General features: G+C 43.3%; 40 protein-coding genes, 12 tRNA genes, 1 rRNA gene and 1 pseudogene. 7 read left to right on the top strand and 47 right to left on the bottom strand.

Annotation, left to right across the window (positions count from 1 at the left end):
* Positions 1-3: 3 nt before the first annotated feature.
* From ACKTR2_RS00270 to ACKTR2_RS00125, 30 genes and pseudogenes are all read right to left on the bottom strand, one after another.
* Positions 4-375, bottom strand: coding sequence for a DUF806 family protein (locus ACKTR2_RS00270; protein WP_407881949.1), 372 nt, complete (start codon positions 373-375; stop codon positions 4-6).
* Complete coding sequence (locus tag ACKTR2_RS00265) at positions 372-791, bottom strand: HK97-gp10 family putative phage morphogenesis protein (RefSeq protein WP_407881948.1); 420 nt, start codon at positions 789-791, stop codon at positions 372-374. Before ACKTR2_RS00265 ends, ACKTR2_RS00270 begins: the two co-directional genes overlap by 4 nt.
* A gap of 2 nt (positions 792-793) precedes the next feature.
* Entirely contained in the window at positions 794-1,138 is a 345-nt protein-coding gene (locus ACKTR2_RS00260) for a phage head closure protein (RefSeq protein ID WP_407881947.1), read from the bottom strand.
* Positions 1,128-1,436, bottom strand: coding sequence for a head-tail connector protein (locus ACKTR2_RS00255; protein ID WP_407881946.1), 309 nt, complete (start codon positions 1,434-1,436; stop codon positions 1,128-1,130). Before ACKTR2_RS00255 ends, ACKTR2_RS00260 begins: the two co-directional genes overlap by 11 nt.
* Positions 1,437-1,508: 72 nt before the next feature.
* Positions 1,509-2,750 (bottom strand): phage major capsid protein, encoded by a 1,242-nt coding sequence (locus ACKTR2_RS00250; RefSeq protein WP_407881945.1) that lies wholly within the window; start codon positions 2,748-2,750, stop codon positions 1,509-1,511.
* The gene (locus ACKTR2_RS00245; protein WP_407881943.1) at positions 2,750-3,457 is read right to left on the bottom strand and encodes a head maturation protease, ClpP-related; all 708 of its coding nucleotides are present in this window, start codon (positions 3,455-3,457) and stop codon (positions 2,750-2,752) included. The genes ACKTR2_RS00250 and ACKTR2_RS00245 overlap by 1 nt, the downstream gene beginning before the upstream one ends.
* Positions 3,435-4,622 (bottom strand): phage portal protein, encoded by a 1,188-nt coding sequence (locus ACKTR2_RS00240; RefSeq protein ID WP_407881941.1) that lies wholly within the window; start codon positions 4,620-4,622, stop codon positions 3,435-3,437. Before ACKTR2_RS00240 ends, ACKTR2_RS00245 begins: the two co-directional genes overlap by 23 nt.
* Positions 4,622-4,834, bottom strand: coding sequence for a hypothetical protein (locus ACKTR2_RS00235; protein ID WP_407882564.1), 213 nt, complete (start codon positions 4,832-4,834; stop codon positions 4,622-4,624). Before ACKTR2_RS00235 ends, ACKTR2_RS00240 begins: the two co-directional genes overlap by 1 nt.
* On the bottom strand, positions 4,818-6,710 hold the full coding sequence (locus ACKTR2_RS00230) for a terminase large subunit (protein ID WP_407881940.1): 1,893 nt from the start codon (positions 6,708-6,710) through the stop codon (positions 4,818-4,820). The genes ACKTR2_RS00235 and ACKTR2_RS00230 overlap by 17 nt, the downstream gene beginning before the upstream one ends.
* Positions 6,707-7,180 carry a phage terminase small subunit P27 family gene (locus ACKTR2_RS00225; RefSeq protein ID WP_407881939.1) on the bottom strand — a complete coding sequence of 158 codons (474 nt, stop codon included), beginning with the start codon at positions 7,178-7,180 and terminating at the stop codon, positions 6,707-6,709. The genes ACKTR2_RS00230 and ACKTR2_RS00225 overlap by 4 nt, the downstream gene beginning before the upstream one ends.
* 134 nt (positions 7,181-7,314) lie before the next feature.
* A complete protein-coding gene (locus ACKTR2_RS00220) occupies positions 7,315-7,890 on the bottom strand; it encodes an HNH endonuclease (protein WP_407881938.1) in 576 nt (191 codons plus the stop codon).
* A 574-nt stretch (positions 7,891-8,464) separates the two neighbouring features.
* Positions 8,465-8,641, bottom strand: a pseudogene (locus ACKTR2_RS00215) (GcrA family cell cycle regulator); the annotation flags it as partial.
* 404 nt (positions 8,642-9,045) lie between these two features.
* Positions 9,046-9,468, bottom strand: a complete 423-nt coding sequence (locus ACKTR2_RS00210; RefSeq protein ID WP_407881937.1) for an ArpU family phage packaging/lysis transcriptional regulator — start codon at positions 9,466-9,468, stop codon at positions 9,046-9,048.
* A gap of 167 nt (positions 9,469-9,635) precedes the next feature.
* The gene (locus tag ACKTR2_RS00205) at positions 9,636-9,929 is read right to left on the bottom strand and encodes a hypothetical protein (RefSeq protein WP_407881936.1); all 294 of its coding nucleotides are present in this window, start codon (positions 9,927-9,929) and stop codon (positions 9,636-9,638) included.
* A complete protein-coding gene (locus ACKTR2_RS00200) occupies positions 9,926-10,189 on the bottom strand; it encodes a hypothetical protein (protein WP_407881934.1) in 264 nt (87 codons plus the stop codon). Before ACKTR2_RS00200 ends, ACKTR2_RS00205 begins: the two co-directional genes overlap by 4 nt.
* Entirely contained in the window at positions 10,186-10,677 is a 492-nt protein-coding gene (locus tag ACKTR2_RS00195) for a DUF1064 domain-containing protein (protein WP_407881932.1), read from the bottom strand. Before ACKTR2_RS00195 ends, ACKTR2_RS00200 begins: the two co-directional genes overlap by 4 nt.
* Before the next feature lie 254 nt (positions 10,678-10,931).
* Positions 10,932-11,150: a DUF3310 domain-containing protein gene (locus ACKTR2_RS00190; protein ID WP_407881931.1), complete on the bottom strand. Its 219-nt coding sequence runs from the start codon at positions 11,148-11,150 to the stop codon at positions 10,932-10,934.
* A 308-nt stretch (positions 11,151-11,458) separates the two neighbouring features.
* Positions 11,459-11,758, bottom strand: coding sequence for a hypothetical protein (locus tag ACKTR2_RS00185; RefSeq protein ID WP_407881929.1), 300 nt, complete (start codon positions 11,756-11,758; stop codon positions 11,459-11,461).
* Complete coding sequence (locus ACKTR2_RS00180; RefSeq protein ID WP_407881928.1) at positions 11,755-12,063, bottom strand: putative HNHc nuclease; 309 nt, start codon at positions 12,061-12,063, stop codon at positions 11,755-11,757. Before ACKTR2_RS00180 ends, ACKTR2_RS00185 begins: the two co-directional genes overlap by 4 nt.
* Positions 12,064-12,078: 15 nt before the next feature.
* On the bottom strand, positions 12,079-12,288 hold the full coding sequence (locus ACKTR2_RS00175) for a DUF7336 domain-containing protein (RefSeq protein ID WP_407881926.1): 210 nt from the start codon (positions 12,286-12,288) through the stop codon (positions 12,079-12,081).
* Positions 12,285-12,479 carry a hypothetical protein gene (locus tag ACKTR2_RS00170; RefSeq protein WP_407881924.1) on the bottom strand — a complete coding sequence of 65 codons (195 nt, stop codon included), beginning with the start codon at positions 12,477-12,479 and terminating at the stop codon, positions 12,285-12,287. The genes ACKTR2_RS00175 and ACKTR2_RS00170 overlap by 4 nt, the downstream gene beginning before the upstream one ends.
* Complete coding sequence (locus tag ACKTR2_RS00165) at positions 12,454-12,654, bottom strand: hypothetical protein (RefSeq protein ID WP_407881922.1); 201 nt, start codon at positions 12,652-12,654, stop codon at positions 12,454-12,456. Before ACKTR2_RS00165 ends, ACKTR2_RS00170 begins: the two co-directional genes overlap by 26 nt.
* Before the next feature lie 35 nt (positions 12,655-12,689).
* Positions 12,690-13,031 carry a hypothetical protein gene (locus ACKTR2_RS00160; protein WP_407881921.1) on the bottom strand — a complete coding sequence of 114 codons (342 nt, stop codon included), beginning with the start codon at positions 13,029-13,031 and terminating at the stop codon, positions 12,690-12,692.
* Entirely contained in the window at positions 13,028-14,278 is a 1,251-nt protein-coding gene (locus ACKTR2_RS00155; RefSeq protein ID WP_407881919.1) for a DnaB-like helicase C-terminal domain-containing protein, read from the bottom strand. The genes ACKTR2_RS00160 and ACKTR2_RS00155 overlap by 4 nt, the downstream gene beginning before the upstream one ends.
* Positions 14,256-15,104 (bottom strand): conserved phage C-terminal domain-containing protein, encoded by an 849-nt coding sequence (locus ACKTR2_RS00150; protein WP_407881917.1) that lies wholly within the window; start codon positions 15,102-15,104, stop codon positions 14,256-14,258. The genes ACKTR2_RS00155 and ACKTR2_RS00150 overlap by 23 nt, the downstream gene beginning before the upstream one ends.
* Before the next feature lie 10 nt (positions 15,105-15,114).
* On the bottom strand, positions 15,115-15,693 hold the full coding sequence (locus ACKTR2_RS00145; RefSeq protein ID WP_407881916.1) for a DUF669 domain-containing protein: 579 nt from the start codon (positions 15,691-15,693) through the stop codon (positions 15,115-15,117).
* Positions 15,693-16,442: an AAA family ATPase gene (locus ACKTR2_RS00140; protein WP_407881914.1), complete on the bottom strand. Its 750-nt coding sequence runs from the start codon at positions 16,440-16,442 to the stop codon at positions 15,693-15,695. Before ACKTR2_RS00140 ends, ACKTR2_RS00145 begins: the two co-directional genes overlap by 1 nt.
* 9 nt (positions 16,443-16,451) lie before the next feature.
* Positions 16,452-16,940, bottom strand: coding sequence for a siphovirus Gp157 family protein (locus ACKTR2_RS00135; RefSeq protein WP_407881913.1), 489 nt, complete (start codon positions 16,938-16,940; stop codon positions 16,452-16,454).
* Positions 16,940-17,278, bottom strand: coding sequence for a hypothetical protein (locus tag ACKTR2_RS00130; protein WP_407881912.1), 339 nt, complete (start codon positions 17,276-17,278; stop codon positions 16,940-16,942). The genes ACKTR2_RS00135 and ACKTR2_RS00130 overlap by 1 nt, the downstream gene beginning before the upstream one ends.
* Complete coding sequence (locus tag ACKTR2_RS00125) at positions 17,271-17,492, bottom strand: hypothetical protein (protein WP_407881911.1); 222 nt, start codon at positions 17,490-17,492, stop codon at positions 17,271-17,273. The genes ACKTR2_RS00130 and ACKTR2_RS00125 overlap by 8 nt, the downstream gene beginning before the upstream one ends.
* A gap of 187 nt (positions 17,493-17,679) precedes the next feature.
* Between ACKTR2_RS00125 and ACKTR2_RS00120 the strand changes: the two genes are divergently transcribed.
* Positions 17,680-18,162 carry a hypothetical protein gene (locus tag ACKTR2_RS00120; protein WP_407881909.1) on the top strand — a complete coding sequence of 161 codons (483 nt, stop codon included), beginning with the start codon at positions 17,680-17,682 and terminating at the stop codon, positions 18,160-18,162.
* 91 nt (positions 18,163-18,253) lie between these two features.
* On the opposite strand, the gene ACKTR2_RS00115 is transcribed toward ACKTR2_RS00120, so the two are convergent.
* The 4 genes from ACKTR2_RS00115 to ACKTR2_RS00100 are packed head-to-tail and all read right to left on the bottom strand — an operon-like array spanning position 18,254 to position 19,759.
* Positions 18,254-18,424: a hypothetical protein gene (locus ACKTR2_RS00115; protein ID WP_407881908.1), complete on the bottom strand. Its 171-nt coding sequence runs from the start codon at positions 18,422-18,424 to the stop codon at positions 18,254-18,256.
* Positions 18,421-18,708, bottom strand: coding sequence for a hypothetical protein (locus ACKTR2_RS00110; RefSeq protein ID WP_407881907.1), 288 nt, complete (start codon positions 18,706-18,708; stop codon positions 18,421-18,423). Before ACKTR2_RS00110 ends, ACKTR2_RS00115 begins: the two co-directional genes overlap by 4 nt.
* 9 nt (positions 18,709-18,717) lie before the next feature.
* A complete protein-coding gene (locus ACKTR2_RS00105; RefSeq protein ID WP_407881905.1) occupies positions 18,718-19,485 on the bottom strand; it encodes a phage antirepressor in 768 nt (255 codons plus the stop codon).
* Between the two features lie 34 nt (positions 19,486-19,519).
* Positions 19,520-19,759 carry a helix-turn-helix transcriptional regulator gene (locus tag ACKTR2_RS00100; RefSeq protein WP_407881904.1) on the bottom strand — a complete coding sequence of 80 codons (240 nt, stop codon included), beginning with the start codon at positions 19,757-19,759 and terminating at the stop codon, positions 19,520-19,522.
* Between the two features lie 146 nt (positions 19,760-19,905).
* On the opposite strand from ACKTR2_RS00100, the gene ACKTR2_RS00095 reads away from it, so the two are divergent.
* From ACKTR2_RS00095 to ACKTR2_RS00070, 6 genes are all read left to right on the top strand, one after another.
* Positions 19,906-20,628: a helix-turn-helix domain-containing protein gene (locus tag ACKTR2_RS00095; RefSeq protein ID WP_407881902.1), complete on the top strand. Its 723-nt coding sequence runs from the start codon at positions 19,906-19,908 to the stop codon at positions 20,626-20,628.
* 124 nt (positions 20,629-20,752) lie between these two features.
* Entirely contained in the window at positions 20,753-21,400 is a 648-nt protein-coding gene (locus tag ACKTR2_RS00090) for a hypothetical protein (RefSeq protein ID WP_407881900.1), read from the top strand.
* A gap of 118 nt (positions 21,401-21,518) precedes the next feature.
* Positions 21,519-22,364 carry an SHOCT domain-containing protein gene (locus ACKTR2_RS00085; protein WP_407881898.1) on the top strand — a complete coding sequence of 282 codons (846 nt, stop codon included), beginning with the start codon at positions 21,519-21,521 and terminating at the stop codon, positions 22,362-22,364.
* 69 nt (positions 22,365-22,433) lie between these two features.
* Entirely contained in the window at positions 22,434-22,814 is a 381-nt protein-coding gene (locus tag ACKTR2_RS00080) for a hypothetical protein (RefSeq protein ID WP_407881896.1), read from the top strand.
* Entirely contained in the window at positions 22,807-23,064 is a 258-nt protein-coding gene (locus ACKTR2_RS00075) for a hypothetical protein (RefSeq protein ID WP_407881895.1), read from the top strand. Before ACKTR2_RS00080 ends, ACKTR2_RS00075 begins: the two co-directional genes overlap by 8 nt.
* Before the next feature lie 198 nt (positions 23,065-23,262).
* On the top strand, positions 23,263-24,381 hold the full coding sequence (locus ACKTR2_RS00070) for a tyrosine-type recombinase/integrase (protein ID WP_407881893.1): 1,119 nt from the start codon (positions 23,263-23,265) through the stop codon (positions 24,379-24,381).
* 147 nt (positions 24,382-24,528) lie between these two features.
* Here ACKTR2_RS00070 and ACKTR2_RS00065 read toward each other — a convergent pair.
* From ACKTR2_RS00065 to rrf, 13 genes are all read right to left on the bottom strand, one after another.
* Positions 24,529-24,614, bottom strand: a tRNA-Leu gene (locus ACKTR2_RS00065).
* A 36-nt stretch (positions 24,615-24,650) separates the two neighbouring features.
* Positions 24,651-24,721 (bottom strand) — tRNA-Cys (locus ACKTR2_RS00060).
* Between the two features lie 19 nt (positions 24,722-24,740).
* Positions 24,741-24,812: transfer RNA gene (locus ACKTR2_RS00055), tRNA-Gln, on the bottom strand.
* A 7-nt stretch (positions 24,813-24,819) separates the two neighbouring features.
* Positions 24,820-24,892 (bottom strand) — tRNA-His (locus ACKTR2_RS00050).
* A 16-nt stretch (positions 24,893-24,908) separates the two neighbouring features.
* A tRNA-Trp gene (locus ACKTR2_RS00045) sits at positions 24,909-24,979 on the bottom strand.
* 4 nt (positions 24,980-24,983) lie between these two features.
* A tRNA-Tyr gene (locus ACKTR2_RS00040) sits at positions 24,984-25,064 on the bottom strand.
* An 11-nt stretch (positions 25,065-25,075) separates the two neighbouring features.
* Positions 25,076-25,148, bottom strand: a tRNA-Phe gene (locus ACKTR2_RS00035).
* Between the two features lie 36 nt (positions 25,149-25,184).
* Positions 25,185-25,258: transfer RNA gene (locus tag ACKTR2_RS00030), tRNA-Asp, on the bottom strand.
* A gap of 9 nt (positions 25,259-25,267) precedes the next feature.
* Positions 25,268-25,340, bottom strand: a tRNA-Val gene (locus ACKTR2_RS00025).
* Between the two features lie 12 nt (positions 25,341-25,352).
* Positions 25,353-25,425, bottom strand: a tRNA-Glu gene (locus ACKTR2_RS00020).
* A 6-nt stretch (positions 25,426-25,431) separates the two neighbouring features.
* A tRNA-Ser gene (locus ACKTR2_RS00015) sits at positions 25,432-25,523 on the bottom strand.
* Positions 25,524-25,538: 15 nt separating this feature from the next.
* Positions 25,539-25,611 (bottom strand) — tRNA-Asn (locus tag ACKTR2_RS00010).
* Positions 25,612-25,616: 5 nt separating this feature from the next.
* Positions 25,617-25,733, bottom strand: a 5S ribosomal RNA gene (rrf, locus tag ACKTR2_RS00005).
* Positions 25,734-25,812: the final 79 nt, after the last annotated feature.

Here is a 25,812-nt window from a genome sequence, read left to right as displayed (position 1 = left end):
CTCCTAAATATTCTTTGTTCTGCTGAAATAAAACGTGTTAAAAAGTTGCTGTGTGTCGGGGTCTAATGTGCGTTGTCTAACCGCGGCTACCTGCCAATGTTGATGAGTAAAAGCCTTCATCATGGCTATCTCAATGGTTTCGGGGTCAGAATCAAGCAGTTGTGAGTACCAAATCTGTACTTCTACTTCCTGATTTAATGCCCAGAAATCGTTGTCGCCATATGCAGTTGGATCATTTGCAGCATCAGTAATCAACACAACAGTTTTTTTAAGGCTGTCGACTAATTCTTGCGGCAGATTGTTGCCTTCAACCGCATCAATACTGGCAATCCCGGCTTGGCTAAGCATTGTTACCGCATCATCTACGGCGCTCATTCATCCCCACCACCATTCGCTTTGGCAATCATTGCCTGATATTTCTCAGCTTCAGCGGCAAATACAGCATCTTTGGCATCGTCACGGGCATTATCAACAAAATGGTCAGCACGAATATACTTGGTTCCATCATTCAAGAAGCCTGCAATGAATGCTTTATTACCAAAGCCAACCGTTGAACTTCCATTATGGTCACCGTCAATATCTCCCGCAGCACTACTGATGTCTTCGCTCAAATGCCCATACTTACCGCCGTCTCCCTTAGTATTTGGGTGTTTTTCTTTGGTGGTCTCTGCTAGTTTCTTAGCGTAAACATCAGCACCAGCCTTGGTAATCTTTTCTTGGTCGCTAATAGACAATTCGGCAGCCTTTGATACTTGCTTAAGCCATTGACCAAGTGCCTCATCCATATCCATGGTTATGCCCCCTTAGTTGTTTTGACCAGGGTTAGATAGTCATAACGAATAGCATCATTACTGTCGTCCGGGCTAATGTCTGAAATGTCATACACGATGCCATCTATTCTTGCCTGCTGTTGGCTTGCGTTACGTATATCGTGCCTGACAATAACTGTGATTGAATTATCCAAACGTGTTCCCACAAGCGTGTACTGCTGTGTGAGTGTTCGTTTCTGCTGTTTGAAGTGCAGGCTATAAGCCAGAACAAAGCTAGTGACATTGATGCCGGCACCAGTCTTGTGCGATTGTGGAGAACCGAAATCAACCTTGCGGCTGAAATCACTCGGTTTGAAATTAGTTGCCATCAGCATCACCACTGTATGAATTTTCCGGCTGATTGGCCTGCAAATGGAGTAACATCATCAGAACTCCTTGTGATAGTCCGTTTTCAAGAGCGCGGTCATAATATTGCTGTGTAACCATTGTCTTAATGGCAAGTTTTGCAATCGGATCGGATTCATCGAGAACTCCTACTGAGCTTGTTACTACACCCGTAGCACCAGCAACCAGATTTGTAATGGTTGTCTTTTCGGCATCATCAAGATTAAGTTCTGCCATTAGGTCAGTAACAATATCAGGTTGAAAGCTGTCATTATCAGCCATTACTTCATCTCCTTAATTGGCCGCCTGCCAGTCGATCAGCAAACTGTTTATTTCATAGGCGACCTTTTAAAATTATTTACCTGCGCTAGCTGCTGGGAAGTTTGCTTGCTGGTCAGCAATTGTGGAGAACGATCCAGCTACAAAGGCATCAGCATCAGTTGCTTTCACATCAAAGCGGTCAATGACACGCAGCTTAGTCTGATCATGCTCAAACGCACCAGCGCCAATGTTGGTGACAACCAAGCTCATCTGTTGACGGTCAAACAGTGTGGCAGCCTGAGAAAGATCGCCATAATACAACGGATAAACTGGTGCAGAAGCGGTGCCTGCACTTGGCAGCCAACGATCAGAGATGACAACCACCTGATGGCCACGAATGCTGTAAGGCATGTCAGGAACAACGTTGGCCTGAATAAGATACTGGCCCATGGCGTCCTTAACCTTTGCCAACTGTGCAAACCCGCTAACATTGGTCATCAAAACCGATGTGGACTGGATAGCCGGGTCAACGGCTGTGTAGATCATATCCAAAATGTCGTCAAACTTAGCAATTGTTGGCTTCTTAGGAGCGTTGTTCATTGCTGAAATGATGACACCGTTGCGCGTCACAACATCCTTACGAGAAACAAATTGTTCAATCCACGCTTGAATATTTTGATTGCTGTCATTAAGCAAAGTGTTCGGCATTGTAGAAATACCAGCATACCGATGAATTGTGTATTTGATTTGTGTCAGCTTGGGATCATCGTTGTCACCAATAAGCGCATCCTCATCATCAAGATTTGCCAGAGGTGTGATTGTTTCAAAAGGCTCATACACGCGTGACCCAGTAGGAGTAGAAACATTCTCAACCTGGACGTATTGTTCGAGTGACGCATATTGACGCTTGAGCTCGTTGATATTGGTCTGAATATCAGGTGGGATCGTCAGCCCTGCATTGGACGTATCACCGTCAGTGTTGCCGGAAGTTACCAAATCCGTAATCCGCTTCTTGCCCGTAGCCAGATCAACAAAATTGTGGACAAAGTCTTGGGCCTTAGTCGTTTTCTTAATGATGTTTACCTTTTTGTCCGTAATGTCAGCTGGCTTTTCTGCCTCCGCTTCAGCTTTAGCGTCATCCAACGATGACTTTGCAAAATCTCGAGCGGTTTTAGCAGCCTTCAAATCATCCATTACTTTATTAACGTCATCTTCCGTATAAGAAGACGGATCAGATGCCAAGGCAACCGCCATCTTTTGCGACTCGTCTTGTAAATCCGTTACCTTTTGTCCCGCTGAAATCCACGCGGTGTTTAAATCGTTTACACTAGCCATTATTTGGCCTCCTTATTTTTAATGCCTAACAACAAAGTCAGCTTAGGATTAATGGTTTTCTTTCCATCATCCTTAGGCTGGCTTTCAGTTGGCTGACTGTTTGCTTTTACCATTAATGATTTAACACGGTGAATCATGTCAGTTGTTAGTGGCAAAACGCTGTTTGTAACTGCTGGTGCTGTATCAAACATGATGTCATCGGCGAACCCTTTCTCAACAGCATCTTTGGCATTGATCCATGTCTCGTTAACCATCATGTTGTACACATCACTTGGACTCATACCGGTTTTTGCTACATAAACATCAACCAATGATTGGTCAATACTGTCTAACGATTGGCCTGCTGAATTTAATGCATCAACATTGCCGTTGGCTGACGTTGACGCCCTGTGAATCATCAGCTGAGCTGTTGGTGCCATCTCGACTCTGTCTCCTGCCAAAGCAACTACCGATGCTGCAGAAGCAGCAATCCCAACGATGTTAGTGACAATGCTGCCGGAATAGTTCTTAATGGCTGTTGCCATCTCGCTACCAGCAAATACATCACCGCCAGTGCTATTAATCTCCAAAACAACGTCCTGTCCGCTTGCCTGCGATAATGCATCAGACAAATCAGACGGGGTAACTGTCTGGTAACCAAACAATTGGTAAACATCAACATCATCTTCGCTTGAAATAGCGCCCTTAATTGGTACCGTTACTGCCATTCGTATCACCTCCTTTAAGGTTAGACTCCGCAGACATATATTTAGGTGCATCTTCTGGCAAGAAACCGACACGGCGAAGCAAAAAGTCGGATTGGTTTCCAGAAAGCGCGCCGTTTTTTACAGCACCCCCAATTGCTGCTAAATAGCTGCTCCGATCCTGATCAATGGCCGGCTGAATATCGATTTCAATAGCAGCCGAGAATTTCTCATTTAACTCACTGGCAATAGCCTGTGCATATCGGCTGAGACTATTCGCATACATGCCCTCAATCATCGATAAGGATGACTGCTGGTCACCTTGACCATTCAAGTAGCTGTCAGGAATGTTGTATACTTTCGCAATCTGCTTGCTTGTCCAATCTGTCGATGAGAGCAGCTTAGAGACATCAGAGTTTAGCTCCAATGGAGCATATGTTGTCAGCTCATCAAGCACGACTGGACCATTATTAGAAGTTGCTTGAGTCATGAATCCAGCCGACAATGCCTGCTTCTCTTTGAGGCTTAGCGCTGACCCATTCTTTGCAGTCAACGTCCCGTTTGAAGTAATAGCCTTTGAGAGCGCCGATATTGTCAACCCATTGGTGCTGTTTTTGATGTTCAGTTCGTTTTGCAGAGCTAACAGTGGCGAGCGGCCAACTTCTCCACCATTCCCAATGCCGAGTAGTCTAAGATGAATCATGTCTGACTGTGGCACATTGTTTATAAGAGAAATACTTGGTTCGTCAAAAGAAACGTTGTAAGTGAGTCCAGTACCATCGCTCAAAATAAATACAGATACCTGAGACGGGCGCAAATATTCAAGACGAACTGGCTGGCCGGTAAGCTGGTTGCGCCAAATATAGGCATAGGCATTCCCATCAAGCAGTAGCTGTGCCGTCATCGACTGCCAAAAGGCTTGCCGATTAGTGGTTGCTGACGGGTGATCAAGAATCGTTTGTGTTCGCGGCTGTCCTGCTTGCATATAACAGGTTGCCAAGTCAGCGGATAATTGATAGATCGTTGCATAAAGGTCTGAGTTAAGTAGAGCTTTCTGTGCGGATACATAAGCGGCTGGATCAACCATTAATCCAGTCATCATGTCGCCATCGGCTGATTCAAGCACGCTCTCATATTGGGGAGCAGCACGATTAGTTGCTTTGTTATTCAGAAATCCAAAAATCACCATCAGTCACCTCCTTTCTTGGCCTTGCTCATCACAATCGCTGTGGCTACCAATAGCATTCCCAAAATCACTTGCCCGACTAATAGGCTGACTGAGAATGCGGCATACACTAGAACACCAAATCCACATAAAAAAAGAACCGTCTCAATATTTGCAAGGAGAAACAGTCCTGCCACTTTCAGAGCTTTACTAAATTGTTCAACCAACGGGATCACCTCCAAACCCAAACTGGCCGTCTTCGATCATTTTTTTGAACTTCTTGGGCGTCATCAGTTCAACTTCTTTGGTGCGGTCATTCGCTATTCCATAATCCTCGAAGTGATACATGCCTTGATAAAGAGCGTCAATTAAGGCATCAACCACATCGATTTTCAACGTTGCTTTGGCCTTATCGACTTGAATCCCGACCTTGTCTTCATAAATTTGGGCATTAAGCAGTGCTTTTTCCATGATTTTGTCGTCCAATCTAGTGATTGATTTCTCAATAAACATCGTTTGCAAAAACTTAGTTGGGTCTTTCAGTTCACCTGTTCGTTGCTTGACCGGCAAAAGGTTCCAGCCAGAATTAAGCTCTAACTGTTTAACCATGCGTGTAGCACCCATTGCATCGTATCCAAAGCACATGACGTTCAACCGGTGCTTCTCAACAAAATCAATCAGCCATGTATACACCTGATCATCATTGATAATCCCTTGCAGATGGCTAGTGATTGTGCAAAAGCCTTCTTTTGCCAACTCTCGGTAGGCAATACCGTCTTGCTTTTCCTTGGCTTCAATTGATCCAGCTTTTTGCCAAGGAATAAACGAATGTTGAGCAATGTACCAGTGTTTTCCATCACTATCTTCATATGGAAAAACAAAAGCAAGCGCAGTGTTATCGCTGAACATCGAATAGTCAAATCCGATATAAACATCACGACCATCAATTTCGAAGCTAGGAATGATTGCGTGTTCAACGTCTGCTAGTTTCAAGTAACTATCTGATGATTCTTGAAGCCACATATTCAGATTCTTGTTCTGAAAATCTCCAATATTGTTTGAGAGCATGTCACTGTCACGTTTGTCCACCAAACCTTGCATTAACACTTCTCTTTGATCAGGAAAATCCAATAGTGGATTACTCTTAACCCAAGTTTCGGGCTTGAACGTCTCATTAAGACTGTCTTGTGCCCAAATAAGTCCTAAGTACGTATCAGCATCTCGTTTGTAATCCTGTTCCATGGCCTGCTGTATCATTTTCTGATCTTCATGAAACGGTACTCCGGGTTTAGGATAAGCTGTTGAAATCTGGATGAACTGGCGATTTTTCACTTTGACTTGTCCAGATATGATTTTTGATATCTTATCGCGGCTTTCGACTTCTCCGATTTCATCAAAAATAGCTGTCGTAAAATGATAGCTATCATATTGGCCCGATTCATGACTTATTGGGCGTAACACGTTATTGTTGTTACGCATAAGGATCTGGTCTGACTGGATACTATGGGTATCCAAGCCAACCTCAGCCGCAAGCGAACTAAAAGGCCCATTAGCAATGATCTTTTTCATCATTCCTTTGATGTACCCATATATTTTCCCGGTTTGCTTGTAATTAATCGATGCTACTAAGAAATCTTGGTTAGACAATCCCAGCGATTCAACTAAATATGAGTAACACGCAATGATTGACATCATGTACGTCTTGCCTTGACCACGTGCAACACTAACAATGGCACGACTAAACCGTTTACCACCATCTTGATTACGCCAGCCGATAAGTTGAGACAATATAAAAGCCTGCCAAGGCATAAGCTTGGTAGGCTCTCCGGTATCGACATCCGGGCAAATAGCAGCGAATTTTAAAATGTTGCTAACCTTGTTTAAGTCATAATTGAACGGGAAACTATGGTCACCTTCTAGCGAACGCTTTAGATCCTGTAGATGCCTGAATGCGGCAAGTTGAATTAGATATCCGGCTTGTTGATCACCACTAAGAACGCTTAATGCATAAGCTGTCCCCGGGTCCCTAAAGGTACTAATAACTTCTTCAAAATTTCCACGCTGATAAGCTCCAAGAACATCATGGGATTGTGTTAAGTCAACTCGGTTCACCTAACATCGCCTCCTAAGAACTTCTTCATCTCGGCGACTGCATCAGGCTTATTGTCAGGCGGCTTAATTGTTGCAAGATCTGCACGGCTCTTAGGTGACAGCCCTAGTTGAATGCCAATCGCAGTCATTTGCTTAGAAGCATCATTATATATGGCTGTGGCGGGATTGCGCTTATATCCCATGAAGTCTTTTCCAACAACGTCTCCCGCACTATTTTGAACGCTCCTGTATATGGCTTGCTGAACACCATCCTTTTTGATCGACTCGTAGGCTTCTCGGTAAATCTCATAGGCACTGCAGTAGTTTTCAACCAAATTAGCATCGATGCGTTCAATCACTGATTGTTGCTCTAAAACAGGTAGAACACGGCGCCACATTGCTTTAGCGATTCGACCTAAATAAGTTGGCGGTGTGGTCGGAAAATTGCCGTTGTGTTGGTCTTTATAAGCTTTTTTGACGATCTCACCCACCTCCTAACTTCGGGCTGACCCCCCCTAGGTAAAATTTTTGAAAATTTGATTTTGCCACAAGACGACAGCTGGTGTGCGCTCCCCGACTAGAGCCAGTAAGGGGGGGCGTCCAAAAAATTTAGCGTTTGTCATTCTCACTGCTGACGGTCAATCAGTTCAACTATCCGTTTTACGTCACGCAAACGTGGCGATCCCTTGAGCGTATTGGATTGACCGGTGCCATAGTACGTTTTCTCCCAAGCTGTCTTGGCTTGGTGGCAGGTCTTGCAGCACGTGACAAGGTTAGACGCATCACTCATGCCGTTAGCATCATCTTCGATTGGCACCACATGATCAACGATGTTCCCTTGTGTCAGTCTTCCACGTGCTTTGCAGTATTGGCATAGATAGTAATCACGATCAAGCACCAGTTGACGAAGGTGCTTCCATTGTTGTGTTTTGTAAAACTTGTACTGTTCACGCTTGCTGACTGAACGATTGCGTGTGATGTGGTTGTACTTCCAATAGTCACGTTTCTTTTCGTCCGCTGTGGTTTCCAATGACTTGTGCTGTGCGCAGTAGCGTGCCGGCCACTCTACAACATTGTGGCAACCAAGTGCACGGCAGCGATGTACTCTTGGCATGTGTTTTTCTTCTCTCAATAGTTTCTCAATGATTCGGTATTCGGCATCGTATAGGTTGCCGTATTCGGTGTTCCATACTCTAGACATCTGGGACACCTAGTATTTCAAAACGATAGCCATGGGCCGTATTTTGGTTTGCGTGATCTAGCTGTGTCCCTCTAACCGTTTGTGTTGCATGAATCTGATCACTATGGAATAGATCTCCCAGTTGCTCAATCACAATCTCGCTGTAGCCGTCCATGATGATCTCTCTAAGTTGACTCACCATATCTTTTAGATCGGCGAATGTTGTCCAGCCAAAATGCAGGTCAGGCAATGGGATGACTAAGTTGCGATCGCCCGATTTCTTCATGCCGTAATTGACCGGAATGATTTTGTCATTGAACGCTTCAGCCATTTCACTTATCGATAAGCCTTGTTTCGGCTTTACGCGAATATGAATGCTGTACTGCGGAACTGTGCCATTTTCGGTACTATGCTGCTCATACACTTTGTAGTCGCCTAACACCATCTCGAACTTATCAGGATCGTATCCACACAACTCCATCAAAGTTCGTGGGTCTTTATTTGGCTCATGCTTGAGTCTCATTAAGGCCGTGACCGTTTGGCTACCATCAGCATTAAGAGCGACTTTTCTGTCAGCGGACGGTGTCTCCCTATTTGTGCCATCTGAATCGTATTCATTAGGCATGGGTGATTGAAACTCAATCCCAAGCCGTCTTGCTTTGCCCTAAAGCGCATCATAGCTAATCCCGAGCTTGTCTGCCGTCTCTCGTCTTGTAAATCCTTCGGAGGCGAGCTTCCTAATGCTACTGATTTGTTCATCTGTCCATTGCATCTGCTCGCCTCCAGAAATTTAATCTTTGACGTATTTTAGCAGTAGTTCGTCAGGTCGCTTACCTTTCGATTGCAAACTAAAAGCGCCATGCTGTTTAGCACGACGCTTGTCTTGTTTGATTTAGAAAAGCGGTCAGCCTCAACCAACCGCTTGCTTATGTAATGCCACAATGAAGTGGCCATTTGAATTAGATTAACTGCGCATTGGGTGTTCCTGCACCCTTACTGGTTAAGTTTATTAAAGCGCACTTAATGCCGTGTGGTGGATTCGAACCACCATTGGATTACAACCAGTCACGGTACCTGTTGCTACATACATTTCGAGGGGGTTTCCATTGGCTACCTACCAATAGAACAATAACAATATAACACTGCAAAACAATCTATGTCTTCGTTCATAAGCCGCTAATACTTCGCTAATAGACCACTATTTTGCAGCTGTTCATAAATCGCGCCTTGTTTGTAACCTTCTGCAAATCTAAGTAGAGCACGATGTTTATAGTGGAAGTATTGGGTTGACTGGTAACCTAGTCTATCCATTGCTTCTAAGTCAGAGTATTCATTTGGATCAACATACAGATCAAACAGAATCTGTTTGCTTTTGTTATCACACAAGCTAATTGCCAATAAGATGTCACGTAGTTCATTCTCTGCGTCAATCTGCTTAACCATTCGGCTTTCTACACTGTTAGCAAAAGATGGTGCTTTCGGCTGTGCATCGAATACTGGCGACTTAAGTTCTGACATACGTTTGCCTGCTTGGCGCATTAATCGGCCACATCGGCTTAGTTCCTTCTTAGCTTCGTTAATCACCGCATCCTCATTCATCTATCCGCCATCCTTTGCTATAATAAGTTGTCGAGTTAAATAGTTTAAGATGGCCATGTCCGTAAGGATGTGGCTTTTTTCATGTGGCTTTATTTTATTTTGTGGGTAAATACCCTAAAGCTTAATTTGCTGTCGAGTAAACAAAGTAATCTCTTTATTTACTCGGCTCAAATGCGACTCTGTGACAAACGTCTACCACGTTCGACTAGTTCCGCACGTTGTTCATCGGTTAGCACCCTTGTTTTATGTTCACGAGGTTTGGTGATGTACCAGCCTTTCTTCAGCTCACCTTCAATGCTCATGATCTGGCCATCGTCATACTTCGTTACGGCTAGGTTATCCAATAATGGACTGTATTTGTTAAAGTCCAACGTTCGGCATGAGTAAATATGCCAGCGTTTAGTTTCACCATCGATAGATAAGATAGTTTCTTGTTCTTCTAGGCTCAAATGCTGTTTCATTGATTCACCTCATCTGCCATCGTTAATTCATGGATCACTTGATTCTTTTCAGCCGTGCTCAATTCGTCAATTGCTGAAACTAGATAATACTGTTCATCGCTTGTGTGGCCTGCACTCATTCTCATGAACTTGTGACTGGCCCATAAAATGGTTCGCCATATATCGTTATCGTGATCCTGTAACCCATCTGCTAAGAAGTTAAAGTAGGCTTTACGACAACGTTCGTGCTCGATTGGTGTTAATACCTTTCTGCTAGTCAATAGTTAGTCGCCTCTTTCCAGTTGTAAAACACATCGTTTCTGACAATTGGCTTTGGTGTCTTAGCCTTGCCAGTTAGATTAAGTTGCTTCGTCACTCCGATACAGGCAGCCTTGAAGTCGTGACGTCTAACTACGACTGCCTCAACTGGCACTCCTGTGTGCATTGCGAATAACCGAAACGTCAGCTTGTTACCGTTATCGATGCCGTATGGACCAAATGAGTTCTTAACGTCGTACACGTGTAGAATGTGCATGAAGTCATCGTAGATAACGAAGTCGGGCGTGTATCGAATGCTGTTGATTGATGCGCCTTGGCTAATCAGCTTCTTCTCAGCAAGTACGAAATGTGGATGCACTGATACGTGATCAGGATTGACTTGCTTAAGAATGAACCGCTCGTAGAAGTCCAGCTCTTTTTGGCTGTCAAACTTCTGTCCCCACTTTTCAATCTTGGTTCCACGCTTGTTCAGCGCTGTTGGCGAGTTCAATGCATTGGCCTCCCTCCGCCGTTGTGAACATCCCAGATGGTCATGATTGCTAGTACGGCAATTACGATGCCCATTGTAATGTAATAGCCTGTTCCCATCAGATAACTCCTAACGCCCACACTAGTAGTGACTTAATATGCTGCCACACTGTAGGCTTTTTCTTGTGTTCTAAATGCGCTGCCCAGCCATTCGTCGGGAATCCATCATGTTTGTGGATGTCGCGATGGCTTAGTGGCGTTGGCAATATAACTTTCTTAGTTTGCATATTGAGCCGCCTCGTAGTCTTCTAGCCGCGTCATGTAAGTCTCGGCTTTGCGTAGATCAACCATGCCGTTCTTTTGGCGATACCTAGTTAGGTACTTGATGATGTTGCCGATCATGAAGCCCCTAAACTCATCAGCACTCATCTGATCAGCGAAAGAGTCGATCAAATCACGACCGTTTTTGTTTTGGTAATAGTCTGGCTTAATCATTCTTAATGTCCTCGAACCTAGCTTTATTTATTAAGTTAGCAAGCACCCATGGGGCGTAAAAATCGTAGCCGTCTTCTGGATCTTCGCTTTCGAAGAACTTAATCATCCAGTCGTAATCTTTCTGTGACACAATTACCGACATTCGTCCTAAAAACAATGTATCCTGCCTGCGCTAGTGCCACCCTGATGCTATCTTGTGTGGCTTTCTCCTTACCTTTAATCGTCATACGGAAGCACGTCCCATAATTTTAGATGCATATCATTCGGTAATTTTTGTTTATTATTCATTGCTACCTGCCTCCGCGATCTCAATCGTCATTTGGATAATTCAAGTCACTGACCTCAACTGGCCTATATGCTTTTTTAAATACATCGTCATTAACAACCTCGTGCGCTCCATTAAGATCTGTCTCAATCCAGTCGCCATAATTGATATTCGCGTAACCACCGTGTACTTTCATCATGTATACGCCACGTGGAACTAAATCATCGTCCATCACTTGCTCAATGGAACTAACTTCTGTTTGAATGCGAATGTGATACTTACGTGCCACTGTCAATGAATCAAATTTCTCCATCTCAACCAGCGTCGTTTTTGCGTACATCATTGTTCATCACCACTTACGTGCCAGTCACCAAGCCGCAGCATTTCTGCTATTGCCTGATCAACTCGCACACCTTTCACTTGATATTTTTTCATGAATGTTTCAATGCCAATCCTGTGTTGCTCCATGTGATGACCACGACACAGTGGCATGACGTACCGACCAATGTGGCTCATTATGCGGCGGTTGTTACCCATCCCCACAGACTGAATATGAGCAATGTCCGCATGCTGCCGACAAATAGCACATTGGCGATATTTTAGCCCGTAGTAACTCAATGCATAATCACCTTGTTGTAAATTTATCATTTCAACATTCCTCCATTAGTCCACCATAAACGCGCTAAGACCGAACATTTCTTTACCTGGACTGTCTAAATTTGTTTCTGTGATGTCATAACAATGATCTTTATCTGCATTAGTAACTTTTCTAATAAAATCAATTGCTTTTTCCTTTGTAGAAAAAATGCCTGCAATTCCATAATCCACCATGTCATATGAACTATCATCATAATCAACAACATATAATTTCATCGTTTATCCTCCAACAGCTTCAATTCGTCTCGCACGATTGAAACGGCTTCTTCGCCTGAGCGTGCCACGCCGTAAATAACATTTTTATCTCGTAAACCGTTCGTCGCTTGTTCATATTGCTTGTGAATGTCGTGATGACTCATTGGCGTTGGCAATATAACTTTATTAGTGCGTCCGCTTCTGTTGTTCATAAGATTTAAGTGTCTCCTGTTCTCTAATCCCTAGCGCTAGCAAATGGCCTAGAGCCACTTCGTAATTGGCGAATTTGTTATCAACCTTGTACTTTACCAGTCGATCAGCTAACCAATCAGAGACTGGATAAGCCCGATTATGGATCTCATGTAGTCCACGCTTTTTGTTATCCATATTGTCATGCTCACACTCCTTTCATCTGCCGATGATCAAATTTCAATCGGACTGATCATTTGCCCGAATTGTGCAAGAACCTTGTTCCACCTTTTAATAATTTGATTCGATGACCTAAGCTCTCCTTGGGTAAAATGATCAGCCAAATCTTCAAATCTTTGACCTGATGGATGCGACTCAAACAGTGCCTGTTCTAACGCAAACTGTTCAAACTCAATTTGTCGTTGTTTGCATTGATCAGCCGCAACTTGATTCTTGCCATCTAACAGTTTTGCTTTCTTGGCATAATCTGCTGCACTATCTAAGTACATTGCAACTGCCAACGTGTAAGTTAGATGTAGTTTGACCATCACGTCGTTAAATTCAGTTAATGTCATGAGTCAAACCTTTCTGTCATCTTCTGAGTGTTCTTAACAAACTTAATCTTGGCTGTTCGCAATTGACCTTCACGATTCTTTTGAACATCGAAGATTAGGTTGTCGACTGCTTGCGGAGTTGCATGCTCGCGATATAGGAATGCTACTGCGTTACTGTCCTGCTCAATTGAGCCTGATTCACGTAGATCCGATAGACGTGGTGTGCCATTATCACGAGATTCAATACCACGGCTTAACTGACTGAGTAAGATAATCGGAATATTTAATTGGTTCGTCATTAACTTCAATTGACGTGTGACACCTTCAACTTGCAGACGGCGCTCTTTCTCATTTGGATTAGTAACTAATTGCAAGTAATCAATGATGGCAAGGTACTTGCCTGTTTGTGCACTCGCCGCTCGCTCTGTGATTTTGCTGGCGATACTCTGGATGTCACTAAACTGGTCGTAAAATACCAAGTCCCACTTATCCACCATCTTGATCCCGGCCTCTAGGTTGAAACGATCGGTTCCTTTGATCATCTGATGTGGATTAGAAAACTTCTGTAAGGGAATCGCTGTCAGATTTGCCATGATTCGGTTATGGTTCTCTTTGTTAGGCATTTCTAACGAGAAGAAATCTATGGTTAAATCTGGATCTTTTCTGAAGGCTTTGATAACGAGGTTGGCACAGAAGGCTGATTTACCAACCGCTGGCCGTGCACCAATCGTCAACAACTCACCACCAACTAACCCACGACCCGTTAGATTATCGATGAAGTTAAACGTGTGAATACCATCGGTCGTTTCCTCATCAAGCCGCTTTTCAAGTTGCTTACCAAGATCCGTCATTGTCTCAACAGGGATTTCGTCTGGCTGGTTCATTTTTTCTAAAAGTTTCTGCATCTCTTTAGTGATTGATGTTCTCGGTGTTTCCGCATATTGCCTAGATAATTCCTGTAATGACCGTTCTAGGTATGCTCGCTTCACAGCTCTTAGATAACCTTTAAATTCAAACTTGAGTTGTTCAGAATTACTGAGTTGTTTCCAAAAATCATCAGGAACTGGATGACCATTTCGCTCGTCAAATTCTCGTCGTAGCTGAATAAATCCTTTAAATTCCCCGTTACGCTCATTGATAAATTTAACGAGTGCTCGCAAATCTGGGTTCGTAAACCACTCAGGCTTAACCACATTCACGCGAATCAATGATGGTTGATCTACTAACGCGTTAACTACGTTAAATTCAATGTCTGTTCCGCTGTACATATTGCTCTATATCCTCTCTAGTGATAGGAACGTCAGGATCAGATTCAAATTGATTGATAACTGACTCAACATCCCAACCACTCATTTCCAATGCTTCTTGAATGGCATCATCTTTAGTTGATTCAACTGTCGATGTACTACTTGGTTTAGCAATTCGTTCATCCGGCTCATTTAAGTAGTTCTCAAAATGCGTTGGTGCAAACAAAGTTGATGGTCTTAGATACTGATTCATCTTTGGATCGTTCTTCCATTGCGCAGCTTTCTTATTAACTACTTTCGCTAAATCAGATTTCGAATAGCCATCGTTCAATCTGGCACAGATCAATTTCCGATTCGTTTCAACGTTTCTAAAATGCTTTCCAGTTTGTCTATTGAAAAATTCCATGAACTTTCCGAAGTCGACAATAGGTTCTTTATATTCTTTAAGTTCTTGTTTATGGGGCGACACCTGGGGCGTTACATGGGGCGACACTTGTTCTTTTTCTGACTTAAAAGCTTGATAATCCGCGTAGTTATTGACTTTAAGCCTTGTCCCATTTTTGACCGAACTTGAACGAGAAATCATATCGTCTTGTTCAAGTAATTCCAGAAATCTTCTAGCAACTTTTCTGTCAACACCCCAGCGTTCTGACAGTTTCACGATTGATGTGACTTTTTCACCAGTGCCAACTTCTACCAAGTGACCTTTTACAAAAGCCTTTTTTGGCTTGTGATTAACCATCAGCAGAATGTCGAGCCACCATTTTAGGTATCGCTCGTTTCCTTCCTCCCATAGCCAATTGGAGCGGATGGAGCGATACACCTTGATCCAACCTTCATCCGCCATTTGCTACCTCCTAGAATGGCAGGCCGTCATCTGAAACATCGATTGAATCAACGCCGTTGCTTGCAAACGGATCAGAAGCACTAGACTTAGTAGATGACTGTCCATCTTCCTTTTTCCACTGATGCTGAACTTGAGGAAACTCAGTTTCTGAAAAGTCCCAAGGTGCAGCACGATTGACGTTAGTCGTGTTCCCTTTATAGGTATTCTCTTCGTTCTTAAGTGATACGCGGACAGGTTTGTGATAAAGAAAGTTGATGAAGTCGTCTGGAAAATCAAAGTCCTTACCATCCGGAAATCCAGCAGCTTTTAGAATGATTGGTAGGTGTTCGGTGTCATATTCATTTGTCTTCTTGCGCTTCCAGTTATCCAAGAAAACGTGTCGGTTGTGATATTGACCGTTTGTTTCAGTTAAATTAGGTGCTTTATCTAAGTCATTACGAACAATCAAATCCAATTGCAGCGATTCAGCGCCACTTTTAGTTGCACGTTCTTCAACTTTGTTAATAACCATCTCGTAGTCGCCAGCTGGTAAGGCATCATAATCCCCACCCTTTGGCAGACTGTCATAATCCATGTGCATTTTTGCCATTATTTAGTTGCTCCTTTTTCAGGTGTTTTTGCTGTAGTTTTAGGTGATTCTTTAGATTCAGATTTTTTGACTGGATCGCTGCCAAATTTGTACAAGTCTTCGATGGCTGTTGCCGTACGACTGTCTAGTCGATTCTTCGCGAAGACAGCATCGCTTCCCTCCAGAATCACACCACGTTCTCCGGTTTTCGGGTTTACAATCATCCGGCCTACTACATCAGCTAGTCCTAAAAGTCCATCACGGACGCTGTCACGAATTTCTGGTGCGTACTGGTTAAACTGCTGACCAGTTTCAGTAGTGATTTCAATCTGTCGTTCCCATGCTGTCGTTACAATATTGATGTTTGGAATCATATAGAGTGTGGTCATAATGCGTGCGAAGTAATTGGTCCACTGGGAGTAGTCTTGGATTTCATTTGAAATACCGTTCTTACTACCTCGCCCTTTTTCAACAAACCAATCCTTTTCAAAACTGGATATATTGTCGATAACTAAGTTGTCATAATCCTTACTAATCTGATTGACCGTCTTCACAAATTCAGTAATATCCTTTTCTGGATTTGATCGATCGAATTGATATATATCTACATCCTGCCCCGCTAAAACACGGTCTGAATTATCCAAACTTAAAACTAGAGTTTTACCTTTTAGATATTTCACCGAGCTAGTCTTACCGATGCCTGGCTTGCCATAGATAATGACCTTCCAATTCTTGTTTCGTTGAATATTCTTGCCATTTACAATTGCCATATCTTTCTCCTAACTGATCCTGATAGATTCACCTTGCTCAAGGTGCGCACCTTTGACGTCTGCACCATTCTTTAAGGCATCTTTTAGCACTGCTCGCTTAAGCTCGTGTACTTCCTTGATTTCGAAATACTTATCTGGTACCTGTGCCTCATCATCGATCTTCAAGCGCACCGGATTCTTCTGGATTCGAACGTTTCCTCGAACACTTTCAATCTTCTTCACGTCAGCGAGGTTCATCGAATTAAGCAAGAACTGCTTCATGTGGTCCTGATTGACCTTGATCTGCTTGCGCTTAGCTTGCAGCCGTTTAATTTCCTTGTCGTACATATTCAGCGAAGCATCAGATTGCTTCAGTACCACAGCGTAATTAGCCGCCTTATCCTCAATTGCACCGCTGATGGAATCTAATGTGTCCTGTATCAATTGAGGGTCATCCGTGCTTTCCAGCAGACTTAACACTTGCTGGTACTGAGTATCTAGCTCATATAACGTTTCCATTAAGCAGCATCCCCTTCGTTGATGATGATTGCGCCTAGATCGTTGAGCATATCGAGTGGTGTCTCATAGCCTGCATCCTGGAATAACATGTCAAGTAACTCACCGGCATATACACCTGTCAGCTGTCCTAACAGTAAGCTGCTGTTGTGCTTCTTAAGTTGAGCGAGTAACTTGCCTGCGTCTTCCGCCTTGAATAGGTATTCCACACCGTTAAGCGTTAGTGAGCGAACCTCATCGCAGGTAAACAGTTCGTTGCCTTGGAAATCTCGATCAAACAGAATACGATCGTCAACTGGATCAGCTACCATGTGATTTTCGAGGTCTCGTGGATTAGTCATTAGCAGCCTCCTTAAGGTCCTTGAGGTAGTTATTGATGTCGTCGTAGATGTTCGTTGCCATAAGCATCTGACCAGCTTTGTGTTCATCTAGGCTTCGTGTTGCGAGTGGCTGCTTACGCAATGGTTCAATTCGATTATCTAGTAGAGTGATAAAATGCTCTGTTGTTTCAATTTGTGCTTGGGTTACGTAGTGGTTCACTTCTTCAAGATCCATTTGCGTTTATCTCCTTTTCTGTATACAATCTGGTTAATTAATATTTTCTTCATCGGTCGATCAGAGCTGCCACTCTGGTTGACCTTTTTTCGTGGCTGCATGGATTGCAGACCTGCTAGTGCTAATCTGTCAGCTAACGTTCAACCACCGCCTTTCATGTGGGATAATGCTTATGAGGTGAATACATATGATTACTATTGTTATTTCGTTAATTGGTCTGGCGATTTCGGCCTTTACAGCCCTATCCCAATATCGAGTTGCTCATCGTTCTTTAACCGCTACTGTTGTTTGGAATTACTATGCTGGAGATATGATTTACATGTCTGTTTTGGTTCAAAATCCTTCGTCTCTGCCTGCGTCCATTACTTCTGTAGCCTTGGATAATCAAAAAGGAAATGGAAAAAGTTACAGTTGGGAGCACCAAGTGCTTGGTCAAGGCAATAAATGGGTGTACTCTACTTCACTCCCAACTAGCGTTTTGCCGTTTCAAGCAACACAAGTGTTTTTAGCAATCAAATTGAATAAGTGGTCGAAGAATATCTATGAGCTTCCAGTCACACTGACAATTGATTCGACGGCACAAGTATTAAAGCAAGAGGTCAACTTAACTGATACAGAGCAATCATCAGACCAGTTAACGAAAATCCTATCGAAACAATTGTCAGAATAAATATTTTCATTTGTTCAGGATTTGCTTTTAACCAATTCCAATACTCTTTCATCTTCATCCCCTAATTCCAGCCAATCGCTTGGCCTTTTCATTATCCGAACACCTTACTTAGTAGCCACATCCCCGCCTGACTTACCTTCTCAACGGCTACGTCAGCGTGATTGCCAATGCCTAGCCAAATTAGTAATGGGATGAGGATAAGCGCCATAAGGATGTCGTAGTTCATCGCTGATGCTTTGATTGCTGTTAATATTTGTGTCACGATTTACGCCTCCAATAAACGTCATGAAGCCACCGTGGAAACTCTGGATTGCGCCAGAAGTAACCTTTGCCGTCTCGCTTAACGAGTCCCAATCGAACCACCTCAGGGTCGTGTGCAAACTTCTTAATGATCGTCTGCCGATCCGTCCAACTGGTCAGCTCCATAACCTGTTCTGTTGTGTACCAAGGTCGCAATAACGGAATACCCTGACTAAGAGCCGCTAATCTCTTCGTCACTTCCGACTGCACCTTGGCTTCAATAAATTCATCTACCGAATTTGCCATGATCTTGTCCTATGCTGTTTGTTCTGATTCAATGAGCGGCAAGATACCTTCGTTCTTCAACGTTTCATAGATGAAAATGCGTCCTGCCTGAGTCCAGTACGTGTTCATGTGCGAGGTGTCCTCGTCATCAACGAACGTCTGGCTTTGTGTATAGCCTTTTGTTGCATACTTCTGATACAGCAGCCACGTCTTACTCTGCTTGTACTGCACACCAAGTCGATGTAGTTCCTTGTTCATCTTGGCGCCACTCCAGCCGTAGTCCTTGGCAACCTTCGTGATGGACAGTAACGACTTATTACGAAGAATCAGATCATAGTAAGTTGCCTTTGGTTGAAGTTCATTGACCTTCTGCTCAGCGATCAAGCGGCCTTCACGTTCAGTCTTAAGTTGTGTTGCCAACTTGATAATGTTGTCAGGATTAGTTAGCAAGTCTTCAATCGTTGCTGGTGTCATATAGGCGCCGTGCTTGCGAATCGTCGGTAAAACCTCACCTGTGACCCAACGTTTAAAAAGCTTAGCCGATTCAAGGTGGCTACCGAAAATTAATGAGTAGACACCTGACTCTGAAATGATTGTCATATTTTGAGTTCCGCCAAGGGGGCCCTGAATTGGGGCGTCCTTTTTATCTTCGTTATCAACGTGGCTACTAATAGCATTTCTCGATTTTGCATACCCCAGAATGTCAGCTACGTCTTTACCGACAAAATATGGTTCATCATCAACTATTACTGTTCTTACTTGATTACCTTGAAAAACAAAATTCTGTAATTCTTCCATTTATCACGCCTCCGTTTAATCTCTTTAAGAGATATTACTCTTCAAAAAAAAGAGTTCCAACTGGAATCTCGAAATATTCAGATAAGATGAGCATTTCATAGTCATTAAATGGATATTTTCCATTTTCTTTGAGCTCATACTGTCTTCTACTTAATCCTATTAGCGCTCCTACAAAAGCAGTTGTTAGTCGTTGTGCGTTCCTAGCACCTCTTAGCTTGTTCTTTGGTAAAAGATATTTTACACGTAGATCTTCTTTTGATACTCCAATAGACATATGTTTCACTTCCTTTCAACATCAATAGTATCTCATTAAGAGATACATAAGTCAACTATTAAATCTCAAAAAGAGATTTTTTTGTTTAAAATTCTATCTCTTCTAGAGATTATGTGATATAATTATCACATAAAGGAGGCGCTATTATGGAAAATATACTTGGACCATCTATTAAAAGAATAAGAAAAGAAAAACACCTTACACAAAAAGATCTAGGAAAGATGACGGGATTTAGTCAAAATACAGTATCGCAACATGAGAGTGGAAGCCGTGTTATTGACGAAAAAGCTATACTAAAATACTCTCAAGCGCTTGGTGTAACTCCACAAGAACTTTTTAACTCATATCTAGTAAAAGAAAGTTTAGAAAAGGATCGTTTTATTAAAGATCCTTCTCAAACAAATATCGATAATACTGTTGATATACTAAAAAAGTTAGAAGAACCTCGTCAGCAAAACGTCTACAACTACGCTGACAATCAGTTGAAAGAACAAAATGGTAAAGTCGTTAACTTGCCACTCGTTGGTAAGTCAGCCGCTAACCCTACTGAATTGACTTATGGCGATGTAGAAATCGAACATGATGACTTCACCGACGTACCGCACGGGGCAGATACAGCCATTCGTATACAAGGCGATTCGATGGAGCCACTTATTCACGATGGTCAAATTATCTTTTACCATCAGCAAGAAGAAGTTGAGAATGGTGAAATTGCTATCGTTGAAATTGATGGAGACGGTGTTACTTGTAAGCAAATTTGCTACGACTACACTTCCGATGAAGTCATCTTACGATCAATTAACAAAAAATACGAACCACGTCGTGTTAAAGATGACCAGGTACGTATTATAGGCAGAGTTATATTATAGGAGCTTATTGCTCCTATACTTATGCGTTAAAAAGAACACACGTTCTACATATTTATCGGTATTATACTTACATAAGACCAGATACGGAAGTCATTAAAAGCTGGATAAACTTTGGAGGCTAATCATGAAAAAATTAGTTAGTTTAGGGATTGTCACTCTAGCCACCCTATCATTGGCAGCGTGCGGAAATAATAATTCAACAAATAAAGATAGTTATTCGTCCAAAGCACGCTCTGAAAGTGTTGCTAAGGCCAAGTGGGAATCAAAAGCTAAAAAAGCATCTTTAGCCAAAGCTAAATCTGAGTCCAAGGCTAAGGCGGCTAGCGAGTCTCAAGCTAAGGCGGCATCCGAAAGTAAAGCAAAAGCAGATAGTGAATCCGCAGCTGCAGCTAGTTCTAGTTCAGCCGCTGCGGCATCCTCAGCGGCTGTTGCATCGTCTCAAGCAACGCAACAATCAGCAGCGGCAAGCTCAAGCGCTGTGGCGGCCAGTGCGACTGTAGCATCATCTCAAGCGGCAGCTGCTAGTCAGGTGCAACAACAAACTACTCAAACTCAAGGTGAAATCAATCGGGAACGTGGCTATGATCCTAACGGCAATCCAGTAATGCCAGGACAAGATCACGCTGCCGGCACTAATCCTGACGGAACTACAGATTCTTGGGTATCGGGTCAAGAACAGTGGGCTAAACAGAACGGCTATGCAAACCAAGACGGGACGCCGACTGCAAAGGGCCAAGCTGCAATTGACGAAACGATGCAAAACGCCTATTGATGAGGTACGTCCAAACACTGATGACATTAAAAGCCGGGAAAAATAAAAAGCCCCAATCCGCTTGAGCGAATCAGAGGCTGCAGCTTAACCAAAATAATTATATTAATGGAGGAAAATCATGAAGAATGTTAAATGTGTACTTTGCGGTAGCAATAAGCTTGGATTTTATCGTTTGCACGTACAAGACGGGGTTATCTGCCACTCATGTTTAAAAGGAACCCCAATCGGCGAATATGGGGCTTCCTTAATTGAACATAAGCGAAGCCTTGCGGCCTTTTGGGGATCTCGCAATACGTCTAAGGATTTTCGAGAACTGACCGATGTTGGAAAACCGGTTGACCTGTCAGCCTATAAGAAAAATGCAAAAAACGAGGATAGAGCTAAATATCAGACCATAAAGCAAGAATTTATTCAGCATGATAGTGCCAAATTTGAAAATGTTTATTTCGATGACAATCTCAAACGGATATTGATTGATACAACGCTTTTCAACAAGAACTATACCGTAAAAGACTACAGCACAATTGTTGGCTATCACCCAACCGAAACGGGACATTCAGATCAAAAAAAGAAGCACGGAATAACGAGGACTCTTGCTGGCGGCGCACTTCTTGGTCCGGTTGGTGCTATCGCTGGCGCAGTGAGCAGCCGAAGCAAGCAATACGATGTGATTGACAGAATATCAGTAACGATAGCATTCAGCGACGGTAGCTCTCACGAAATTAAAATTCTATCCGGGCCAATAAAGCCTGGATTGGCCACTAATATGTCCGAAAAAGAACTAGCCTCACTTACTGCAAAATTAGATGGCATAATGTCAAGTGAACAAGCAACTCACCATTCTCAAGCTATGCAAGTAGCAAGCGGAGCAGACGAAATCATCAAATACAAAAAGCTTTTAGACGAGGGCATTATTAATGAACAAGAATTCGACGCAAAGAAGAAACAACTGTTAGGACTTTAAAATATATAAAACAGCACATCCCCTCCCGCCAGGAAGTAGATGTGCAAACATACATATAAGGAGTCTACTATGGAACCACAAATTAATACCGTGTATATAACCGGAAAAGATGATAAAATTCCAACTCTCGCAATTAGGAAACCTAAAACAGGAGAGTTTACCATTTACGTCCACGTCCAGTATATTTACTTCAACTTGACTCCGTTTGTTGTAAATATCAGTGTAACTGATCAGAATGACAAAATGATTTTGCAACCGTCTGGTAACACATTCGATTTTTCGAATGTTAAAACTGATGGTCATGAAACTGGTATCAGCGAGGTTTCTTTCTATATTGTCATACAAGCAGCGGAGGTTGCTGATTCTAATCGTCTAACGGCTCATGTAAAAATTGGTGATGAAGAATATAATGTATCTGTATTCTTGACCGGAGGTTCTAACAATGGCTAAGATTGCGAAAGCTGAACAAGGTAACGTTGTTTCAGGAGATTTTGGCAACTCAAACGGAGGTGGAACCATGGATAACAGATACGTAACACACGAAGAATTAGATCATGCAATAGACAAAGTGTCAGATAAAATTGATCTATTAAGTGCTCATATTGATACTAAATTTGAGAAGCAAAAGAATTGGTTCTATGGAACTGGTATCAGTATAGTTGTTGCTGTCATCGCCGTGTTAACTTACATTTTGAAATAAAAAAAGAGCACATCCCCTCCCGCCAAGAAGTTGGATGTGCTAAGCAAGCAACGCAATAACTGCGCCCTTTTCATATACAAATATACATGAAAGAAGGTGATACCACAATGCCTCCCCTAGTCCGCTAACTAGGGATAAAAGATTCTACCGAATCTGTGTGATCGACCTATCTACTTACAAACAAGGAGATAATCACACATGGCAAAACCAATTAAACAGCCTAACGGACGATGGCAAATTCGTCCACGTTTCAAGAGCCCAGTAACGGGTGAATGGGAAACTAAGCAACGCACGTTTAAAACAAAAGCAGAAGCGTCAGCATGGGCTAGTCATATCATCGCAGACGCCGACATGGGTATGACCAGTAAGACAGTTTCACTGGCCGATTACTCACAGCACTGGCTCAACCTGTACAAGAAGCCATTCGTAGAAGCATGGACGATTAAGCGAATTCAGGTTGACCTTAACCATGCGATGAAATTCTTCACACCGGAACGCCCTATCGACCAGATCAATAAGGCTAGTTATCAGATGTGGTTAAACACCGAAGCGGAGCACTTATCACATGAGACTGTAAAGACAATGCACACTAGTATGAAGGCTATGATGGAAAGCGCCATTGATGAAGGTATCATTGCACGAAACCCGTGCGTTGGTGCCCGTTTTGCAGGCGTTGCTCCACATGAAAAAACGCCTAAAGCTAAGGCGTTGTCGGTCAAAGCTTACAAACATCTGTTGCACGAGATTGTGCAGTCAGAAGACTGCGTGTCTAAGTACGCTTGCATCTTGCTAGCATTCACAGGAATGCGTGTCGGTGAGCTGCTAGGTCTCCAGTGGTCGAAACTTAGCACAAATGACCACACCATTTTAATCGATGGCCAGTGGGACTATAAGACGGGCCGTGGCCGCATCCACCTAAAGGATCACACAAAGCCCAGGACCATTACTGTGGAACAAACAGTGTTCCAATATCTGGCCGATTACTGGCGATGGCAGCAACATGACAATAACATCTTGCAGATGAACCAATATGTTTTTATTGGATTCGATGGTAAGCCCGTGTCCCCCACTGCGATCAATAAGTTCCTCAAAAACGCCTGCTTACGTGCTAACGTTCCCAGAATCACTACGCACTCATGGCGTCGTACTCAAGCAACGATGATGAAATTAGCTAAGCTAGATGACAAGTTTATTGCTGGATTTCTTGGCCACTCAGTTGAGACCTTGCAGAAATACTATGTAATTGAAACTGATGACCTTAAAGAACAAAATACTGAACTCCGTCAGAACTTTCTAACTAATCAAGGCATCATCTAAACCGGTAAGAGACGCTCACGAAAAGCTCACGAGACACACGAAAAGCTCACGAAATTCGTGAGCTTTAGTCATATGCTGAACAACGTATAAACGCTGTTATATAGCTATTCACCAAGGTTAACCACATATTAACCGAGGTGCAAAAAGTGCCGCCGGTGGGGGTCGAACCCACACTCCCGGTAAAGGGAACTGGATTTTGAGTCCAGCGCGTCTGCCAATTCCGCCACAGCGGCATACTATTAATGGGGCTACACGCCTTTCGACGCGAAAGGTGGTAACCGGATTTGAACCGGTGATGAAGGTTTTGCAGACCTCTGCCTTACCACTTGGCTATACCACCATAATGGAGCAAATCCAAACTGGGATAGCTGGATTCGAACCAGCGCATGACGGAGTCAAAGTCCGTTGCCTTACCACTTGGCTATATCCCAATAAAAGGGCGGTATGTGAGAATCGAACTCACGCGTGCTGGATCCACAAACCAGTGTGTTAACCACTTCACCAATACCGCCATAATATGTAGCAAGCAGGGATAGCAGGAATCGAACCCGCACCGGCGGTTTTGGAGACCGACGTTCTACCGTTAAACTATATCCCTATAATGGCGGAAGTTGGATTCGAACCAACGAACCTTTCGGGGCGGTTTTACAGACCGCTGCGTTTAGCCACTTCGCTATTCCGCCAGACAATAAAATGGCGCGGGACGGAATCGAACCGCCGACACATGGAGCTTCAATCCATTGCTCTACCGACTGAGCTACCGAGCCATACCGTTTTTTTTTCGGTATTTAATTCTTAAATAACGGTCCCAACGAGACTCGAACTCGTGATCTCCTGCGTGACAGGCAGGCGTCCTAACCAACTGGACCATGGGACCATCATTAAATGGAAGATACAGGGCTCGAACCTGTGACCCTCTGCTTGTAAGGCAGACGCTCTCCCAACTGAGCTAATCTTCCAAAATATTAAAGTGACCCCTACGGGATTCGAACCCATGTTACCGCCGTGAAAGGGCGGTGTCTTAAACCACTTGACCAAGGGGTCATAAAACGGAGAGTAAGGGATTCGAACCCTTGAAGCAGGCTGTTACCCGCTTACACCATTTCCAGTGGTGCTCCTTCGGCCAACTCGGACAACTCTCCATTTTTTTAAATTAACTCCGGCAGGCGGGCTCGAACCGTCGACAACCTGATTAACAGTCAGGTGCTCTACCAACTGAGCTATGCCGGAATAATGCATGGCGACGACCTACCCTCGCAGGGAGCGATCCCCCAACTACTCTTGGCGCGACGAAGCTTAACTTCCGTGTTCGGCATGGGAACGGGTGTATCCTTCGTGCCATCATCACCACACTCTGAGGGTTACCCCCTCAAAACTGAATCTGATTCTTTTTATCTTAACCGGACCACCACTTCGTGGTTAAGTCCTCGA

Origin of the sequence: Furfurilactobacillus curtus, assembly GCF_045862785.1 — a bacterium.
Lineage (GTDB): Bacteria > Bacillota > Bacilli > Lactobacillales > Lactobacillaceae > Furfurilactobacillus > Furfurilactobacillus curtus.
This window is presented reverse-complemented; position numbering and strand designations above follow the sequence as displayed.